At 71.9% G+C, this 18,358-nt stretch carries 17 protein-coding genes and 1 riboswitch; of the genes, 12 read left to right on the top strand and 5 right to left on the bottom strand.

The features are described 5' to 3' along the window. Positions 1–9 precede the first annotated feature (9 nt). Both ABZ858_RS03750 and ABZ858_RS03745 read right to left on the bottom strand, forming a co-directional pair. Positions 10–390 carry a hypothetical protein gene (locus ABZ858_RS03750; RefSeq protein WP_361372212.1) on the bottom strand — a complete coding sequence of 127 codons (381 nt, stop codon included), beginning with the start codon at positions 388–390 and terminating at the stop codon, positions 10–12. A gap of 54 nt (positions 391–444) precedes the next feature. Next, complete coding sequence (locus ABZ858_RS03745) at positions 445–1,173, bottom strand: hypothetical protein (RefSeq protein WP_361372209.1); 729 nt, start codon at positions 1,171–1,173, stop codon at positions 445–447. Positions 1,174–1,442: 269 nt separating this feature from the next. On the opposite strand from ABZ858_RS03745, the gene ABZ858_RS03740 reads away from it, so the two are divergent. From ABZ858_RS03740 to ABZ858_RS03695, 10 genes are all read left to right on the top strand, one after another. Then, positions 1,443–2,273, top strand: coding sequence for a glycoside hydrolase domain-containing protein (locus ABZ858_RS03740; RefSeq protein WP_361372206.1), 831 nt, complete (start codon positions 1,443–1,445; stop codon positions 2,271–2,273). A 212-nt stretch (positions 2,274–2,485) separates the two neighbouring features. After that, positions 2,486–3,127: a SurA N-terminal domain-containing protein gene (locus tag ABZ858_RS03735; protein WP_361372202.1), complete on the top strand. Its 642-nt coding sequence runs from the start codon at positions 2,486–2,488 to the stop codon at positions 3,125–3,127. Between the two features lie 84 nt (positions 3,128–3,211). After that, positions 3,212–4,207, top strand: a complete 996-nt coding sequence (locus ABZ858_RS03730; protein ID WP_361372199.1) for a nucleoside triphosphate pyrophosphohydrolase — start codon at positions 3,212–3,214, stop codon at positions 4,205–4,207. 48 nt (positions 4,208–4,255) lie between these two features. Beyond that, a complete protein-coding gene (locus ABZ858_RS03725; RefSeq protein WP_361372196.1) occupies positions 4,256–5,536 on the top strand; it encodes a cytochrome P450 in 1,281 nt (426 codons plus the stop codon). Positions 5,537–5,768: 232 nt separating this feature from the next. After that, positions 5,769–6,941, top strand: coding sequence for a transglycosylase family protein (locus ABZ858_RS03720; protein WP_361372193.1), 1,173 nt, complete (start codon positions 5,769–5,771; stop codon positions 6,939–6,941). Between the two features lie 182 nt (positions 6,942–7,123). Next, positions 7,124–7,287: riboswitch (cyclic di-AMP (ydaO/yuaA leader) on the top strand. A gap of 4 nt (positions 7,288–7,291) precedes the next feature. Further along, on the top strand, positions 7,292–8,038 hold the full coding sequence (locus tag ABZ858_RS03715; protein ID WP_361372189.1) for a transglycosylase family protein: 747 nt from the start codon (positions 7,292–7,294) through the stop codon (positions 8,036–8,038). Between the two features lie 255 nt (positions 8,039–8,293). Further along, positions 8,294–9,574 carry a phosphopyruvate hydratase gene (gene eno, locus ABZ858_RS03710; RefSeq protein WP_361372187.1) on the top strand — a complete coding sequence of 427 codons (1,281 nt, stop codon included), beginning with the start codon at positions 8,294–8,296 and terminating at the stop codon, positions 9,572–9,574. Between the two features lie 128 nt (positions 9,575–9,702). After that, positions 9,703–10,176, top strand: coding sequence for a septum formation initiator family protein (locus ABZ858_RS03705; RefSeq protein WP_361372183.1), 474 nt, complete (start codon positions 9,703–9,705; stop codon positions 10,174–10,176). 22 nt (positions 10,177–10,198) lie between these two features. Continuing rightward, on the top strand, positions 10,199–10,747 hold the full coding sequence (locus ABZ858_RS03700; RefSeq protein WP_361372180.1) for a DUF501 domain-containing protein: 549 nt from the start codon (positions 10,199–10,201) through the stop codon (positions 10,745–10,747). After that, positions 10,744–11,685 (top strand): Ppx/GppA phosphatase family protein, encoded by a 942-nt coding sequence (locus ABZ858_RS03695; RefSeq protein WP_361372177.1) that lies wholly within the window; start codon positions 10,744–10,746, stop codon positions 11,683–11,685. Before ABZ858_RS03700 ends, ABZ858_RS03695 begins: the two co-directional genes overlap by 4 nt. A 4-nt stretch (positions 11,686–11,689) precedes the next feature. Here the strand turns inward: ABZ858_RS03695 and ABZ858_RS03690 are convergent, their stop codons facing one another. Beyond that, positions 11,690–11,959 (bottom strand): type II toxin-antitoxin system RelE/ParE family toxin, encoded by a 270-nt coding sequence (locus ABZ858_RS03690; protein ID WP_361372173.1) that lies wholly within the window; start codon positions 11,957–11,959, stop codon positions 11,690–11,692. Then, on the bottom strand, positions 11,956–12,228 hold the full coding sequence (locus tag ABZ858_RS03685; protein WP_361372170.1) for a type II toxin-antitoxin system Phd/YefM family antitoxin: 273 nt from the start codon (positions 12,226–12,228) through the stop codon (positions 11,956–11,958). The genes ABZ858_RS03690 and ABZ858_RS03685 overlap by 4 nt, the downstream gene beginning before the upstream one ends. A gap of 495 nt (positions 12,229–12,723) precedes the next feature. Between ABZ858_RS03685 and ABZ858_RS03680 the strand changes: the two genes are divergently transcribed. Then, the gene (locus tag ABZ858_RS03680; protein ID WP_361372167.1) at positions 12,724–14,106 is read left to right on the top strand and encodes an NAD(P)/FAD-dependent oxidoreductase; all 1,383 of its coding nucleotides are present in this window, start codon (positions 12,724–12,726) and stop codon (positions 14,104–14,106) included. Positions 14,107–14,350: 244 nt separating this feature from the next. Then, positions 14,351–15,661 carry a cyclopropane-fatty-acyl-phospholipid synthase family protein gene (locus ABZ858_RS03675; RefSeq protein WP_361372926.1) on the top strand — a complete coding sequence of 437 codons (1,311 nt, stop codon included), beginning with the start codon at positions 14,351–14,353 and terminating at the stop codon, positions 15,659–15,661. 81 nt (positions 15,662–15,742) lie between these two features. On the opposite strand, the gene ABZ858_RS03670 is transcribed toward ABZ858_RS03675, so the two are convergent. Then, positions 15,743–18,271, bottom strand: coding sequence for an FtsX-like permease family protein (locus ABZ858_RS03670; protein ID WP_361372163.1), 2,529 nt, complete (start codon positions 18,269–18,271; stop codon positions 15,743–15,745). Positions 18,272–18,358 lie beyond the last annotated feature (87 nt).

The raw sequence follows: 18,358 nt of genomic DNA, 5'->3' as shown, positions 1-18,358 counted from the left end.
CATCGCCCCCTACCGCCCGTACGGGTATCCGTACGGCTGCTGCCCCGGCACCGGCGCCTGCGGTGCCCCGTACGGCCGGCCACCGGCCGCCCGCGCCGTCCGCCGGTCGAAGACGCCGAACAGCAGCATCAGCGCCGCCACCAGCATGCAGCCGATGATGACCAGGCCGAAGAGGGCGTCGTCGTCGCTCTGGTCCGGCATGACGGTCATCCAGACCACCGTCACGCACTCGTACAGCGCGAACGAGACGAACGCCCCCCAGTCCGAGCCCCGTCCCCGGCGGATCGCCACGTACAGGAAGGGCACCCACATCAGCATGCCCAGTGAGAGCCAGGCCAGGGCCACCCAAGCGATCCGCTGGAACCAGCCGGCCTCCAGGCGCTTTTCCATCTCAACCCCCCACACGGTCCGCCCCGTCGGGCGGAGACGAAGCAGGGGGCAAGATTAAGCCACCAGAGAGCCGGTGATCCGCCGCGCCAGTTTCTTCGCCGTCGCCGCCCCGTCGTCGTGGCCGTCCGTCGACAGCACGGTGATCACGGCGGTGCCCCGGCGGACGGCGATCAGCGTGGTGCCGTTCTCCCACGAGCTGTCGGTGAGCGTGATGGTGTACGCCTCGTCACCGAGCCCCGCCGTGGCCCGGCCCCTGGCCCGTACCCGGGACTGGGTGTCGGAGTCGGTGAAGGACGCGCACGCGGCCGCGACCTTCTCCACGTCCTTCAGTACGGTCGCCGCCGTCGTCCCCCGGTACACGTCGATCTCCTGGGCGATCTCCGCGGACGTGGCCTTGTCGACGTAGTCGCCCTGCGCGAACGACACCCCGCCGATCCCGGTGACCCCGACCCAGGCCGTGCCCTCCAGCGCCCCGCAGTCGGGCTTCGCCGCGCTCCTGGTGGTGGGCTGCGCGTACGTGTCCCCGGTGTCCCGCGTGGCGCCGGGGTCGGAGACGAACCCGGGCGGGAAGAAGGACGCCGGGGCGAGCGCCCGCTTGAGGCGGGTGCCGGTCGGCAGGCCGGCGTCCGGGGCCTTCGACGTGGCCGCCGGGGAGGTGGCCGGGGCGACGTCCGAGGAGGAGGACGTGGCCGAGGAGTCCCCCAGGGGGCCGCAGGCGGTCAGGAACAGGGGGAGCGCGAGCACGGCCAGGGTGGCACGGGCGGCGCGGGGCGGAAGGTGCATGATCACCGGACCTTATGCCGCTCAGCGGGCACACAGATCATGCACAGGTCAGGGAATGCCCAACAGCGCGTCAAGTCCCGCGTGTCCACCCTGACCTCCGGTACCGGCCATGGACGCCGTGGACGATTTTACTGTTTCTTGAGGGAAGCATGTGACGTACGAGGGTTTCCGTTTCCCTACCGCAGACCCGGCATCGAATACCGTGCGATCCGCTTCAGGCGCCGGACATGCGCGCGCCGCAGCAGGGGGCCGAGAAAAAAGGGGTGGGGATGGCCGAGCACCGGCAGTCGAAGAAGCGCAGGTACATCACGTGGGCGGTGGCCGGCGCCGCCGTCGTCACGGGCGGCGGGATAGCGGCCCAGACCTCGATGGCCGCCACCAGCTGGCCCGCGCAGAAGACCTTCACCGGCCGCGCCTTCGACACCTGCACCGCGCCCTCGCTGAACGCCATGAAGGCATGGCGCACCGACGGCTACTACGGCGGCGCGGCCGTCTACATCGGCGGCAAGAACCGCGGCTGCGCCCAGCCCAACCTGACCGCCTCCTGGGTGAAGTCGGTCAACTCCCTCGGCTGGAAGCTCGTCCCGCTCTACGTCGGCGCCCAGCCGCCGTGCCAGAAGAGCGCCAACCCGGAGAAGCTCACCGCCGCCAACGCCACCTCCCTCGGCACCGCCGACGCCAAGGACGCCGTGGCCAAGGCGAACGCGCTCGGCATGAAGGCCGGCAGCGCGGTCTACCTGGACATGGAGCCGTACGACACCACCGACACGTCCTGCAACGACGCCGTACTCGCCTACGTCCGCGCCTTCGGCAAGCAGCTGCGCGCCCAGACGTACCGCGCCGGCTTCTACGGCTTCAGCAGCTCCAGCGCCAAGGCGATCGCCACCGCGAGCAACAAGACCGACCTGCCCGGCAACCTCTGGTACGCCCTGTGGGACCAGAAGGAGACCACCACCGCCGACTGGCCCTGGGGCAAGACGCAGTTCACCGACCACAGCCGCGCCCACCAGTACCTGGTGAACAGCAAGGAGACGCGCCGCGGCTACACCCTCACCGTCGACCGCGACGCCTGGGACGCGCCGGTGGCGATCGTCGGCTGACCCGGCCGCCCGCCACCGGGCCGGGGGGGCAGGGAAGGCGACGGTGCCCGAAGTCGCGGCGAATCGTTGGTCCAATGGCTTGGCCGGAGCACGGCCGCTGCCTACCATCGATCACCGCAAGACCTTGTGCGCCCGCCCGTCGCCCGACCACCACCCCCGGTGGAGGCGCTGCGCGCCGCACCCGTCGTTGCAATCTCCAACGGGAGGTCCCCTTGCACCGCCGCCGTCGCACCGCGCTCGTCCTGTCCGCCGCGATCGCCGCGGCCCCTTTGCTGGCAGCCTGCGGCAGCGAGGCGCATCCCGGCGCCGCCGCCGTGGTCGGCGGCCAGCGGATCACCGTCGCACAGCTCCAGGGCCGGGTGGACGAGGTGCGCCGGGCCCAGCGGGCCGCGGTGACCGAGGAGACCCAGTACCAGCAGGCCGTCTCCCGCACCGGCACGCTCGCCCGGGACACCCTGCACCAGATGGTGCTCGACCGCGTCCTGGACCAAGCCGCCCGGGACGCGGGCGTCAGCGTCTCCCCCCGCGAGACCCAGCAGCTGCGCTCCGGCCTGGAGCAGCAGGCGGGCGGCGCGAAGGCACTGGAGACGGCCTGGCTCCAGCAGTACGGCGTCCCCCCGCGGCGCCTCGACGACAACCTGCGCCTCCAGGTGGAGGCCCAGAAACTGGCCGCGAAGCTGCACACCGACGTCAGCCGGCCCGAGTTCTGGAAGGCCCTGTCCACCGCCTCCGCCGCCCTCCGCATCGACCTCAACCCGCGCTACGGCTCCTGGGACGTGCAGAAGGGCGGCGTCCCGGCCAGGACCCCGTGGCTGCGGGACGTCTCGGCGGCGGCCACCCAGCAGAAGGTGTGACGGCCGCGGCCGCGGCAGCCGGTGCAGTGGTGCGGTGACGGGCGGGGTGACGGCGCCCGAGGCGCTCTGCGTTACGTTCGGAGGGTGAACACCTCCGCCGCCCACGCCACCGACGCCGCCGGCACCCCCGGCCGGATCGTCCTGCTCACCACCAGCCACCGGGTCGCCCCCGGCCTGCTGTCCTGGCCCGCCTGGCAGGCGCTGCGCGCGGCCGACCGGGTGCTGTGCGCGGACGGCGCCCACCCGCAGCTGCCGTACCTGCGGGAGGCGGGCGTGGCGGTGGCCGAGGCGGCGCCGAGTGCCGAGGAACTGGTCGCCGCCTGCGCCGGTGGCCGTACCGCCGTGGTCGTGGCGACCGGCGAGGGCGAGCCCGCCCTGACCGACGGCCTGGCCCGCCTCGCCGGCTCCGGCCGCACCGCCATGCCGGAACTGGAACTGCTCCCCGCCTCCTACGACCTGCCCGGCGCCCGCCTGCTCGACCTCGTGCAGGTCATGGACCGCATCCGCGCCGAGTGCCCCTGGTCCTCCCGGCAGACCCACCGGGGACTGGTGAAGTACGGCATCGAGGAGGCGTACGAGCTGGTCGAGGCGATCGAGGACGGCGACCGGGAGGAACTGCGCGAGGAGCTGGGGGACGTACTGCTCCAGGTCGTCTTCCACGCCCGGATCGCCGAGGAGGACCCCGACGAGCCGTTCTCCGTCGACGACGTGGCCGGCGGCATCGTCGCCAAGCTGATCCACCGCCACCCGCACGTCTTCGGCGAGGAGAGCGCCACGACCCCCGAGGAGGTCAAGGCGCACTGGCTGCGCACCAAGGCCGAGGAGAAGCGGCGCACCTCCGTGACCCAGGGCATCCCGCTCGGCCAGCCCGGCCTGGCCCTCGCCGCGAAGCTCGCCTCCCGGGTGCGCACGGCGGGCCTGGAGGTACCGCTGCCGCGCGGCGAGGGCATCGGCTACGAACTCCTGGCCCTGGCCGCCCGCGCCGAGGCCGAGGGCGTGGACCCGGAGACGGCCCTGCGCGCGGCGGCCCGCGCCTACCGGGACGCGATCAGGGAGACCGAGGGTTCCACGGCTCCCTGAGCCCCACCTCCGTCCCCGCCTCCACCCCCGGCGGCTACTGTCACCCCCATGCACGACCAGCCACCCACCCCGCCCTCCGACCCCGCCCCGCCCCCTCTCTTCACCTGGGAATTCGCCGCCGATCCCTACCCGGCGTACGCCTGGCTGCGCGAGCACGCCCCCGTGCACCGCACCCGGCTGCCCAGCGGGGTGGAGGCCTGGCTGGTCACCCGCTACGCCGACGCCAAGCAGGCCCTGGCCGACCCCCGGCTGTCCAAGAACCCCGCGCACCACGACGAGCCCGCGCACGCCAGGGGCAAGACCGGCATCCCCGGCGAACGCAAGGCCGAGCTGATGACGCATCTGCTCAACATCGACCCGCCGGACCACACCCGGCTGCGCCGGCTGGTCAGCAAGGCGTTCACGCCCCGCCGGGTCGCCGAGTTCGCCCCGCGCGTGCAGCGGCTCGCCGACGACCTCATCGACGGGTTCGCCGGACGCGGCGGCGCCGACCTCATCCACGAGTTCGCCTTCCCGCTGCCCATCTACGCCATCTGCGACCTGCTCGGCGTCCCGCGCGAGGACCAGGACGACTTCCGGGACTGGGCGGGCATGATGATCCGGCACGGGGGAGGCCCCCGCGGCGGGGTCGCCCGGTCGGTGAAGAAGATGCGCGGCTACCTGGCCGAGCTGATCCACCGGAAGCGCGAGGCCCTCACCGACGAGCCCGCCCCGGGCGAGGACCTCATCTCCGGTCTCATCCGCGCCTCCGACCACGGCGAGCATCTCACCGAGAACGAGGCCGCCGCCATGGCCTTCATCCTCCTCTTCGCCGGCTTCGAGACCACCGTCAACCTCATCGGCAACGGCACGTACGCCCTGCTCACCCACCCCGGCCAGCGCCACCGGCTGCAGCGGTCCCTGGCGGCCGGGGAGCGGGGGCTGCTGGAGACCGGCGTGGAGGAGCTGCTGCGCTACGACGGGCCGGTGGAGCTGGCCACCTGGCGGTTCGCCACCCGGCCGCTCGCCCTGGGCGGGCAGCACATCGCCGCGGGCGATCCGGTGCTCGTCGTGCTCGCCGCCGCCGACCGGGACCCGGAGCGGTTCGCCGGCCCGGACGTCCTCGACCTCGCCCGCCGCGACAACCAGCACCTGGGGTACGGGCACGGCATCCACTACTGCCTGGGCGCCCCGCTCGCCCGGCTGGAGGGGCAGACCGCGCTCGCCACCCTGCTCACCCGGCTGCCCGACCTCGAACTCGACGCGGAACCGGCGGACTTGCGCTGGCGCGGCGGGCTCATCATGCGCGGGCTGCGGACCCTGCCGGTCCGTTTCACCCCGGCCCCGTGAGCGGGACCGCGACCGGAAAAGGGCCGAAAAAGGGCCGGAAATAGGCCGGAAATGGGCCGGAGCACCAGCCCTGACGCGGCCGAAGATGACGAACAGTCAACTATGTGATCTTCATGTGATCCCGACGGCATGAACTTGTGACAAGTGATCGCCACCCGCTACGTTCACGCATCAGCGCGGCGACCGGCACCATCCGCCGCGCGGTCACCGTCGTCGCGCGAAAGGTCACCGCATGCTCTCCGGGAACGGTCGTCACCGTCGCCCCCGCCAGGCCCCGGCCCTCCTCGTCGCCGCGGGAGTGACCGGCACCGCCATCGCCATCCCGCTGGTCGCCGCCAGTGGCGCGAGCGCGGCGGACGGCACCACCTGGGACAAGGTGGCCCAGTGCGAGACCGGCGGCTCCTGGAGCACCGACAACGGCAACGGCTACTCCGGCGGCCTGCTGCTGACCCAGGACGACTGGGAGACGTACGGCGGACTCCAGTACGCCTCCAGCCCCGACCGGGCCAGCCGCTCGCAGCAGATAGCCGTGGCCGAGAAGATACTCGCCGACCGCGGCCCGGGCGCCTGGCCCACCTGCGGGCCGCTCTCCGGGCTCACCAAGAAGTCCGGCAAGGCGGACGTCGACACCGGGGTGGGCGGCGACCCGGGCGCGAACTCCGGCGCGTCCGGCGGCTCGTCGGGCACGTCCGGCTCCTCGCGGGCGCCCGGGAAGACTGACGCGTCCGGCACGCCCGCCTCCTCGGGCGGCTCCGGCTCCGGCGGGTCGGATTCGACCGATCCGTCCGGTGATCCCGGCCTGTCCGACTCGCCCCAGGACACGGGCGATTCATCCGGTACGTCCGGAAGTCCGTCCGGCTCTCCCGGCGCGGGCGGCCCCTCGGCCGGTTCCCCCGCCGGCCCCTCCCACGGGACCGGCACACCGGCCGGACCCACCGGCAAGCCCGTCACGCCGCCCGCCGGAACGGGCGACTCCACCACGCCCGGCACGTCCTCCACCCCCGGATCGGCCGACCCCTCCTCTCCGGTGGGCACCGGGTCCGGCGGCGGCCAGGGGCGCGCGGGCGACCCCGCCAACCCGGCTCAGATCGTGGGCACTTCGGCCCTCGTGGACACCGGCGCGCTCAGCGGCGGACGGCATCGCGGCACCAGTGCCGACGAGAGCCCCGCGGACGGCCGTACGGACGCCGCGGGCGGCCGGCACGCCGTCGGCGAACAGACCACGGCGGCCGACTCCTACACCGTCCGCACCGGGGACTCTCTGACGTCCATCGCCGACTCCCTTGACCTCCACGGCGGGTGGCACGCGCTGTACGGCGCCAACAAGGGTGTGGTCGGTGCCGACCCGGACCACATCGTCGCCGGTCAGAGCCTGGATGTCCCCACTGAAAACGCCCCAAAGTAGCGGGAGTTCGCGTCATACTTCGCGCCGAATGTCCTATTCGGTGAAAGTGTGGGATGAGTCTCAGAAGCCCTGATCGTCTTTGAAATCCGGCCGATCACCTGTCTACGGTCATGACCGCTCGTCACCGCGAGCCCCGGCTGCCGCAACGCCGAATCCTGCCAGCGGCCGTACGGGAACAGTCGTCGCGTCAAGCGCCGTAGGCAGGAGCGGGGGACCCAAGGTAAGTGCCGCGCCGGAGACGATCCGGAGCGGCTGGGGGTGAAGCCGTGCCGCACGAAGGCACGGCCGGGCAACTCAACCGGCCCGAACCCGACAGCTCACCTCGCAGGCGTCGGTGAGGGGATCCTTCCATGCTGTTTTCCGGCAAGGGCAAGCACCGTCGTCCGTCCAAGGCCACCCGTGCCATCGCACTCGCCGGTGTCACCGGCGTCGCCGTCGCCGGCCCGCTGATGGCGGCCGGCAACGCCTCCGCCGCCACCGAGTCCCAGTGGGACGCCGTCGCCCAGTGCGAGTCCGGCGGCAACTGGTCCATCAACACCGGCAACGGCTTCTACGGCGGGGTGCAGTTCACCAACTCCACCTGGGCCGCGTACGGCGGCACCGCCTACGCCCCGCGCGCCGACCTGGCGAGCAAGTCGCAGCAGATCTCCGTCGCCGAGAAGGTGCTCGCGGGCCAGGGCAAGGGCGCCTGGCCGGTCTGCGGCAAGAACCTGACCAGCGGCGGCTACAGCGGCGGCAGCAGCAGCTCCTCGTCGTCGTCCTCGTCCTCCTCTTCTTCTTCGTCCTCCTCCTCGTCGTCCTCGTCGAGCAGCAGCTCCAGCAGCTCCAAGAGCAGCACCTCGACCCGCTCGACCGACGAGCAGGCCGCGAACCGCTCCGAGACGCGTCCGGCCCCGAAGAAGACCGTCACCACCCCGACCGGCAAGAAGGTCAAGAAGGGCGACGGCGAGTACAAGGTCGTCACCGGCGACACCCTCAGCTCCATCGCCGCCGCCCACCACGTCCAGGGCGACTGGGAGAAGCTGTTCCAGCTGAACAAGGACGTCGTCGACGACGCCGACCTCATCTACCCGGGCCAGCAGCTGCACCTGAAGTAAGCGAGCGGCGGCCACAGGCCCGCCCCCGTCCCCACGGGCTCCCCGCCCCGGTGCGTCATCCCCCGTACGCGCCGGGGCGGGGCTCTGTCGTCAGCCCCCTTTGTTCCGTGAAGGAACAATGTGTACCGTCACCCTGTCCACGGGACGGTCGGTCGGCCGAGCGGCGCCCCGGGACGGTTAGGCTCTAGTCGCAAGGCACCGCCGCAAGGCGCGCCGCCCCGCACTTCCAGCGTCACATCCAAGAAGGAGATGCTCGTGCCGTCCATCGACGTCGTCGTAGCCCGGGAAATCCTGGACTCCCGAGGCAACCCCACGGTCGAGGTCGAGGTCGGCCTCGACGACGGCAGCACGGGTCGTGCCGCCGTCCCGTCCGGCGCCTCCACCGGCGCCTTCGAGGCCATCGAGCTGCGCGACGGGGACCCCAACCGCTACCAGGGCAAGGGTGTCGAGAAGGCCGTCCTCGCCGTCATCGAGCAGATCGGCCCGGAGCTGGTCGGCTACGACGCCACCGAGCAGCGCCTGATCGACCAGGCCATGTTCGACCTGGACGCCACCGACAACAAGGGCTCGCTCGGCGCCAACGCCATCCTGGGCGTCTCCCTCGCCGTCGCGCACGCCGCCTCCGAGGCCAGCGACCTGCCGCTCTTCCGCTACCTGGGCGGCCCCAACGCGCACCTGCTGCCGGTGCCGATGATGAACATCCTCAACGGCGGCTCGCACGCGGACTCCAACGTGGACATCCAGGAGTTCATGATCGCCCCGATCGGCGCGGAGTCCTTCTCCGAGGCGCTGCGCTGGGGTGCCGAGGTCTACCACACCCTCAAGAAGGTCCTGAAGAACAAGGGCCTGGCCACCGGCCTGGGCGACGAGGGCGGCTTCGCGCCGAACCTCGGCTCCAACCGCGAGGCCCTGGACCTGATCCTGGAAGCGGTCAAGGAAGCCGGCTACACCCCCGGCGAGCAGATCGCCCTCGCCCTCGACGTCGCCGCCTCCGAGTTCTACAAGGACGGCGCCTACCTCTTCGAGGGCAAGGAGCGCTCCGCCACCGAGATGACGGAGTACTACGAGGAGCTGGTCGCGGCCTACCCGCTGGTCTCCATCGAGGACCCGCTGTTCGAGGACGACTGGGCGGGCTGGAAGATCCTCACCGACCGCCTCGGCGAGAAGGTCCAGATCGTCGGCGACGACCTGTTCGTCACCAACCCCGAGCGCCTGGCCCGCGGCATCGAGGAGGGCACCGCCAACGCCCTGCTGGTGAAGGTGAACCAGATCGGTTCGCTCACCGAGACCCTGGACGCCGTCGAGCTGGCCCAGCGCAACGGCTTCAAGTGCATGATGTCCCACCGCTCCGGCGAGACCGAGGACGTCACCATCGCCGACCTGGCCGTCGCCACCAACTGCGGCCAGATCAAGACCGGCGCCCCGGCCCGCTCCGAGCGCGTCGCCAAGTACAACCAGCTGCTGCGCATCGAGGAGATCCTCGACGACGCCGCGGTCTACGCCGGCCGCAGCGCCTTCCCGCGCTACAAGGGCTGACCAGCCGCCAGGGCTGACCCGCAAAGAGTCAAGGCTCAGCCAGTCGTACGTACGTCCCCGGACCCGGTCCCGTACCGTGTCCGGGGACGTACGCACGTGTGAGCGGGCACGAACGAAAGGCGGGGACGATGGCCGTGAGGGACCGGGACCGGTTCTCCACCGCGACCAGGCTCAGGCTGCTCGGCGAGCAGACCGCGGCCCGTGTCTACCGCTCGCAGACCCGGCGGCAGGCCCGCCGCTCCCGGCTCACCGGCCGCGCCGCGCTGCTCGCGCTCGTCGTCTGCTCGCTGGTGGTCGCCCTGGCCTACCCGATGCGGCAGTACGTCTCCCAGCGCGCCGACATCGCCGACCTGAAGCGGCAGAAGCAGCAGGAGCAGCAGCGGGTCGAGCAGCTGCGCGACCTCAAGGCGCGCTGGCAGGACGACGCGTACGCCGCGCAGCAGATCCGGCAGCGGCTGCACTACGTGCTGCCCGGGGAGACCGGGTACACCGTGGCCGACCCGGGCGCGGCCCGGCAGTCCCGCGCCGAGCAGGGGACGGCCCGCCGCCCCTGGTACACCAACGTCTGGTACGGGGTCGACAAGTCCGACGCCGGCCACTGAACGCACGGACAGAAAGACAGGAATGGACACCCCTCCGCCGCCCACCCCGCGCACCGAACCCACCGACGCGGACGTCGCGGCCTTCCGGGAGCAGCTCGGCCGGCCGCCGCGCGGGCTGCGCGCGATCGCGCACCGCTGCCCGTGCGGACAGCCGGACGTCGTGGAGACGGCCCCCCGGCTGCCCGACGGCACCCCCTTCCCGACGCTGTACTACCTGACGTGCCCGCGCGCCAACTCGGCCATCGGCACGCTGGAGGCCGACGGCGTGATGAAGGAGATGACCGACCGGCTGGCCACCGATCCGGAGCTGGCGGCGGCCTACCGGGCCGCGCACGAGGACTACGTCCGGCGCCGCGACGAGATCGAGGAGCTGACCGGCTTCCCGAGCGCGGGCGGCATGCCGGACCGGGTCAAGTGCCTGCACGTCCTGGTCGCCCACTCGCTGGCCGCCGGGCCGGGGGTCAACCCGCTGGGCGACGAGGCGATCGCGATGCTGCCCGAGTGGTGGCGCAAGGGGCCGTGCGTGACGGTGCCCGAGGACCGCGCGGGATGCGCGGAGGAGGTCCGATGACCCGGGTCGCGGCCGTCGACTGCGGTACGAACTCCATCCGCCTGCTGGTCGCGGACGCGAATCCGCGAACCGGTGAACTGGTCGACCTGGACCGGCGCATGACGATCGTGCGGCTCGGCCAGGGCGTCGACCGTACCGGCCGGCTCGCCCCCGAGGCGCTGGAGCGCACCTTCGCGGCCTGCCGTGAGTACGCGCGGATCATCGAGGAGCACGGCGCCGAGCGGGTGCGTTTCGTGGCCACCTCGGCCTCCCGGGACGCCGAGAACCGGGACGAGTTCGTGCGCGGGGTGGTGGACATCCTGGGCGTCGAACCCGAGGTGATCTCCGGCGACCAGGAGGCGGAGTTCTCGTTCACGGGTGCGACCAGGGAACTGGCCGGGCGGACGGATCTCGCCACGCCGTTCCTGGTGGTGGACATCGGCGGCGGCTCCACCGAGTTCGTCGTCGGCGACGACCGGGTGCGCGCGGCCCGCTCGGTGGACGTGGGCTGCGTGCGGATGACCGAGCGTCATCTGGTGACGGACGGGGCGGTGAGCGACCCGCCCGCCGAGCAGGAGATCGCGGCGATAAGGGCCGATGTCGAGGCGGCCCTCGACCTCGCCGAGGAGACGGTCCCGCTGCGCGAGGCGCGCACGCTGGTGGGCCTGGCCGGGTCGGTGACGAGCGTGTCGGCGATCGCGCAGGAGCTGCCGGAGTACGACTCGGCGGCCATCCACCACTCCCGTGTCTCCCGCGAGCGGGTCCGCGAGATCACCGAGCGGCTGCTGCGCTCCACGCACGCCGAGCGCGCGGCGATCCCGTCGCTGCACCCGGGGCGGGTCGACGTGATCGGCGCGGGCTGCCTGGTGCTGCTGGCGATCATGGAGCGGATCGGCGCCGAGGAGATCGTCGTCAGTGAGCACGACATCCTCGACGGCATTGCGTGGTCCTTGGCCTGACCGCCTACAGGGTGCGGTACACGTCGCGCCGGTCGCCCACCTTGACGACGAGGATGACGAGTTCACCATCGTTGATCTGGTAGGCGACCCGGTAGCTTCCGACCCGGAGCCGGTAGAGCCCGGACGGGCCGGTGAGCTTCTTGACGTCGGCGTCGTCGCGGTACGGGTCGTCACCGAGCGCGGTCAGCGCGGTCAGGATGCGCATGGCGTCGGGCCGGCTGATGGCCCGGAGCTGCCGCTGCGCCGCCGTGGTGAACCGGAAGGCGTACTTCACGCCGCCTCGCCGTCCCGCTCGGTGAACAGGTCTGCCAGAAGTTCCGCCATCGTCACTGTGGGGCCACCCTCGGCCAGGACTGCTTCGGCTTCGCGCGCCAGCATGACGTCGGCCGCTTTCTCCAGGGCTTCGAAGTCCGCGATCGGGACCACGGCCGCCACCGGAGCGCCGTTGCGCGTGATGACGGTCGGGACGCCTTCCTCGGCCCGGTTGATGTGGTCGGCGAGGTGTGCGCGGGCATCCCGGGCGGTCACGGTGTGCTCAGTCATGAGATCAGTGTACTCGTTCTTGTGTACACAGGCCTCGCTGCCCGGCCTCCGGGTGCCCTCGGCGCCCTTTCCCTACTCACTAGTAGCTTCGGCTGAGCAGGTCGGATAGCGTATGAGCGGCCCCGGGTCGGGGGTCCCGGGCGGCCGGGTGACGTCTCGTCGGAAAACTTCGTGAAGTTCTTCACAAGGAATTCGGCCGGGCGGGGCCTCCGGGGGCCCTTCCTGGGCCGTTCGGGGGGCTCAACGGGCTTCCAGGGGTGCTCAGGGGAGCGCGGAGGCGGGGGTGGGCCAAGGGGGCGAAGGTCCCTCCCGCGGGACCGGGCGGACGGCCAAGCGGCAGCTCACGCGGCCTTGACAACGGCCGGAACCGGACGCCGGTTCCCTTCCGCCACCATGACCTGCGTCACGTGGGCGGCGGAGTGTAGCACGACCCCTTGCGAACCTTGTGAAGGGGCGCACGAGCCACCCCCCTGGGACGGGTGGATACTCGATGCCATGAGCACCACGGAGCGTCCCAGGATCCTCGTAGTAGGCGGTGGGTACGTAGGCCTGTACGCAGCTCGGCGCATCCTCAAGAAGATGCGCTACGGAGAGGCGACCGTCACGGTCGTCGACCCCCGGTCGTACATGACCTACCAGCCCTTCCTCCCCGAAGCCGCCGCCGGCAACATCTCCCCGCGACACGTCGTCGTCCCGCTGCGACGCGTGCTCCCCAAGGCGGAGGTCCTCACCGGCCGGGTCACCACCATCGACCAGGACCGCAAGGTCGCCACGATCGCCCCGCTGGTGGGCGAGGCGTACGAGCTGCCCTTCGACTACCTGGTCATCGCGATGGGCGCGGTCTCCCGCACCTTCCCGATCCCCGGCCTCGCCGAGCAGGGCATCGGCATGAAGGGCATCGAGGAGTCCATCGGCCTGCGCAACCACGTCCTCGAACAGCTCGACAAGGCCGACTCCACCACCGACGAGGAGATCCGCCGCAAGGCGCTCACCTTCGTCTTCGTCGGCGGCGGTTTCGCCGGCGCGGAGACCATCGGCGAGGTCGAGGACATGGCCCGGGACGCGGCCAAGTACTACACCAACGTCTCCCGCGAGGACATGCGGTTCATCCTCGTCGACGCCGCCGACAAGATCCTCCCCGAGGTCGGCCCCAAGCTCGGCCAGTACGGCAAGGAGCACCTGGAGAGCCGCGGCGTGGAGATCTACCTCTCCACCTCGATGGACTCCTGCGTCGACGGCCACGTGGTGCTGAAGAACGGCCTGGAGGTCGACTCCAGCACCATCGTGTGGACGGCGGGCGTCAAGCCCAACCCGGTGCTGTCCCGCTTCGGCCTGCCCCTCGGCCCGCGCGGCCACGTCGACTGCGCGCCGACCCTCCAGGTGCAGGGCACCGACTACATCTGGGCCGCCGGCGACAACGCCCAGGTGCCCGACCTCGTCGGCCGCAAGGCCGGCAACGAGAACGCCTGGTGCCCGCCGAACGCCCAGCACGCGCTGCGCCAGGCCCGCGTCCTCGGCGACAACGTGGTCTCCGGCATGCGGGGCTTCCCGCAGAAGGAGTACAGCCACGCCAACAAGGGCGCGGTCGCGGGCCTCGGCCTGCACAAGGGCGTCGCGATGATCGTCATGGGCAAGATGAAGATCAAGCTCAAGGGCCGGCTCGCCTGGTACATGCACCGCGGCTACCACGGCATGGCGATGCCGACCTTCAACCGCAAGATCCGCGTCTTCGCCGACTGGACCCTCGGCATGTTCCTCAAGCGCGAGGTCGTCTCCCTGGGCGCCATGGAGAACCCGCGCGAGGAGTTCTACGAGGCCGCCAAGCCGGCCCCTCTCGCCGCCGCCCCGAAGACCGAGGAGAAGGCCAAGGCCTCCTGACCTCCCGACCCTCCGGCCGGCGCGGCGACGCGTCACCGAACAGCCCGAAGGGGCCGCCCGCCATCCGTGGTGCGGGCGGCCCCTTCGGCGTGTCCGGGGCCCCGCGGGAGCGCCCTCCCGCCGGTAGGTGGTCACTGCAACTGCTTTGCCCAGTCGTAACCCGCTTGCGGGACTGCGCGGGGGGCCGCCCGGTGTTCACATGGTGGATGACATTCCGGCGTTCGTCGTCACGGAGGTGTGCGCCATGCCCGACGCCGCGTTGCGGCTCACCAGACTCCTCGAACAGCTCCTCGGATCCCCCCTGCCGGTGCGGATCCGCGCCTGGGACGGTACCGAGGCCGGGCCGCCCGGGGCGCCGACCCTGGTCGTACGCAACCGCCGCGCCCTGCGCCGGCTGCTGTTCAAACCCGGCGAACTGGGCCTGGCCCGCGCCTGGGTGGCCGGGGACCTGACCGTCGAGGGCGATCTGTACACCGCCCTGGGCCTGCTCTCCGGCCTGATCTGGGAGCGCGATCAGGACGACACCCGCGGCCTCGCCCGCAGGCTGCGCGACCCGGAGGTCCGGGCCGCGGTGGCCGGCCTGGTGAAGCTGGGCGGCCCCCCGCTGCCGCCCGCCCCGCCTCCCGAGGAGGTCCGCCGCCCCGGCCACCTGCACACCAGACGCTCCGACAAGCGGGCCATCAGCCACCACTACGACGTCGGCAACGACTTCTACGAACTCGTCCTCGGCCCGTCCATGGTGTACTCCTGCGCCTACTGGCCGGCCCCCGAACCCGCCGCCACCCTCGAACAGGCCCAGCACGACAAGCTCGAACTCGTCGCCCGCAAGCTGGACCTGTCGCCCGGCCGGCGCCTGCTCGACGTCGGCTGCGGCTGGGGCTCGATGGCCATCCACGCCGCCCGCGAGCACGGCGCGAGCGTCGTCGGCGTCACCCTCTCCCAGGAACAGGCCGCGTACGCCAGGAAGCGCGTCGCCGACGAGGGTCTGACCGACCGGGTGGAGATCCGCGTCCAGGACTACCGGGACGTCACCGACGGGCCGTACGACGCCATCTCCTCCATCGGCATGGCCGAACACGTCGGCGCCGCCCGCTACCTGGAGTACGCGAGCGATCTGCACGCCCTGCTCAAGCCCGGCGGACGCCTCCTGAACCACCAGATCGGCCGCCGCCCGCAGCGCGACGAGTCGGCGTACCACGTGGACGAGTTCATCGACGCCTATGTCTTCCCGGACGGCGAACTCGCCCCCCTCGGCACCACCGTGACCCAGCTGGAGCGCGCCGGTTTCGAGGTGCGCGACGTGGAGTCGCTGCGCGAGCACTACGCGCTCACCCTGCGCCGCTGGGTCGCCAACCTGGAGGCCGGGTGGCCGCGCGCGGTGCGGCTCACCAGCCCCGGCCGCGCCCGGGTGTGGCAGCTGTACATGGCGGCCTCCGCGCTGGCCTTCGAACGCAACCGGATCGGCGTCAACCAGGTGCTCGCCGTGAAGACCCCCGAATCCGGTGACTCGGGGATGCCGCTGCGCGCCCGTACGTGGGGGGCGCCGCGGCCGTGACCGCCGTCGGCGGATGCCGGAAGGGGCCCGTTCCAGCCATGGAACGGGCCCCTTCGGCAGCCCTCTTCGGCAGCGGTGACGCTACTCCGACTTGATGGCCGCCAGCATGTTCAGGCGGGCCGCGCGCCGGGCCGGCCACAGCGCCGCCAGGACGCCGACCACTGCCGCGAGGAGCAGGAAGACCACGATCCGGCCCCAGGGCAGGACCAGCGCGTAGGTCGGCATCTTGGCGCCGATCAGCTCACCGGCCGCCCAGCCGAAGAAGACGCCAAGGCCGATGCCGAGGACCCCGCCGAACAGGGAGATCACCAGCGACTCCAGGCGGACCATCCGCTTGACGGCCTTGCGGTCCAGGCCGATGGCGCGGAGCATGCCGATCTCCTGGGACCGCTCGAACACCGACATCGCCAGGGTGTTGATGACCCCGAGGACCGCGACGATCACCGCCATGGCGAGCAGGCCGTAGAGCATGTTCAGCATCAGCGTGAACATCTGCGCGATGCCATCGGAGATGTCCTTCTTGTCCTGGATGCGGATCGCCGGGTTGGAGCCGAGCACCTCGGCCAGCCTGTCCTTGGTGGCCTCGGAGGGGCCGCCGGCGGTCTTCACCATGACCTGCATGTCCCGCGGGTCGCTCAGGTGCGGGGTCAGCACGGAGTTGTCGATCATGATCCCGCGGATCATCTCGTTGCCCTGGTAGATTCCGGCGACCGTGAACCGCTGCTTGCCGCCGTCCTCGAAGGCGGCGGTGAAGCCGGACCCGGCCGTCCAGTGGTGTTCCTCGGCGGTCCGCTCGTCCACCACGGCCTTCCCGCCGCCCACGGTGAAGGAACCGTTCTTCACGGACAGGTCGGTCAGCTTGCCGATCGCGGCGCCGTCGACGCCGGTCACATACTCGCTCTCGCCGCCGATCCGGGAGGGCGCGTTGCGCAGCGGGCTGACGGCGGTGACGCCCTCGGCGGACCGCAGCTTCTTGTCGACGTCGGGGGAGAGGCCCTTGTCGTTGCCCATGGACACCACGTAGTCGGCGCGGATCGCGGACGAGGCCATCTTGTCGATCGCGTGCTGGAGGCTGCCCGCCGTCACCGTCATGCCGGTGATCAGGGCCAGTCCGATCATCAGCGCGGACGCGGTGGCCGCCGTACGGCGCGGATTGCGCACCGAGTTCTGCCGGGCCAGCTTGCCGGAGACGCCGAACAGGCGCAGGACGGGGGAGGCGGCCCCGATCAGCGGGCGGGAGAGCAGCGGGGTCAGGATGAACACGCCGATGATCAGCAGCACCGCGCCCAGTCCCATGGGGGCCTTGGCGGCGTCGGCGTCCATCGAGGTGGCCGCGAGGACCGCCGCGATACCGGCCCCCGAGAACAGCGCGCCCAGGGTGTTGCGCAGCACCAGCGACTTGGTGGTGGCCTTGGCGTGCAGGCTGCTCATCGCCGCCACCGGCGGGATCTTCGCGGCCCGGCGGCCGGGCAGCCAGGCGGCCAGCACGGTCACCAGGACGCCGACCGCGAGCGCGGCGACGACCGTGCCCGGCGTGATGACCAGCGGCCCGTCGGGCACCTTCGCCCCGAACGCCGACAGCAGCGACCGCAGTCCGGCGCCGATGCCGATACCGGCCAGCAGGCCGGTCACGGCGGCCACCGCGCCCACCACGAACGCCTCGATCAGCACCGACCGGGTGACCTGCCGGCGGGAGGCGCCGACCGCGCGCAGCAGCGCGAGTTCCTTGGTGCGCTGGGCGACCAGCATGGTGAAGGTGTTGGCGATGATGAACGTGCCGACGAACAGCGCGATCGCGGCGAAGGCCAGCAGGACTTGCTGCAGGCCGCTCATCGACGAGGAGATCACCCGCGCCTGGTCGTCGGCCATCTTCTGGCCGGTGGTGGTCTCGGTCTTCCCCTTGGGCAGCGCCGCGTCCAGCTGCGCCTTCAGCGCGGCCTGGCCGGTGCCCGGCTTCGCCTTCACGTCGATCTCGTCGTACGCGCCCGGCTTGCCGAACAGCTTCTGCGCGCTGGCCGTGTCGAACAGGGCGAGGCTGCCGCCGGCGGCGACATTGCCGTCGTCGGTGGTGAAGATGCCGCTGACGGTGGGGGTGAGGACCGGGCCGTCGACGGACAGGCGCACGGTGTCGCCGACCTTGTACCCGGCGCGCCGGGCGGTGTCGGAGTCGATGAGCACCTGGCCCGGGCCGTGCGGGGCGGCGCCCGCGGTGAGCGGGTACCGGGGGTCCGCGGTGCCCCAGTAATTGCCGCCCTCGGAGCGGAAGTCGCCGCCGACGAGCTTGCCGTCCTTGCCGGCGATGGCGGTGTAGCCGCCGACGACACCGATGGCGGAGGCCGCCCCCGGGACCCGGGCCGACCGGTCGAGGAGCGCCTGGGTCAGCTCGGGCGTCGTGCCGACCCGGTCGCCCTCGCCCTCCTGGTACGCGGCCCGCACGGCGACGTCGACATGGTCGAAGCCCTTGGCGGAGCTGTGCTGGTAGGCGTCGGAGATGGTGTTGGTGAAGACCAGGGTCCCCGACACGAAGGCGACGCCGAGCAGCACGGCGAGCACGGTCATGAGGAGCCGGGCCTTGTGCGCGAAGACATTGCGCAAGGCGGTGCGGAACATGGGTTGTCTCAGTCCAGGGGTACGAGGTGCGGCGGGCGGCGGGCAGGGGCCGGCGCGGCAGCCGGTGGGGGCGGGGGCGGCGGGGGC

This window comes from Streptomyces sp. NPDC047017, from assembly GCF_040644175.1.
Lineage (GTDB): Bacteria > Actinomycetota > Actinomycetes > Streptomycetales > Streptomycetaceae > Streptomyces.
This window is presented reverse-complemented; position numbering and strand designations above follow the sequence as displayed.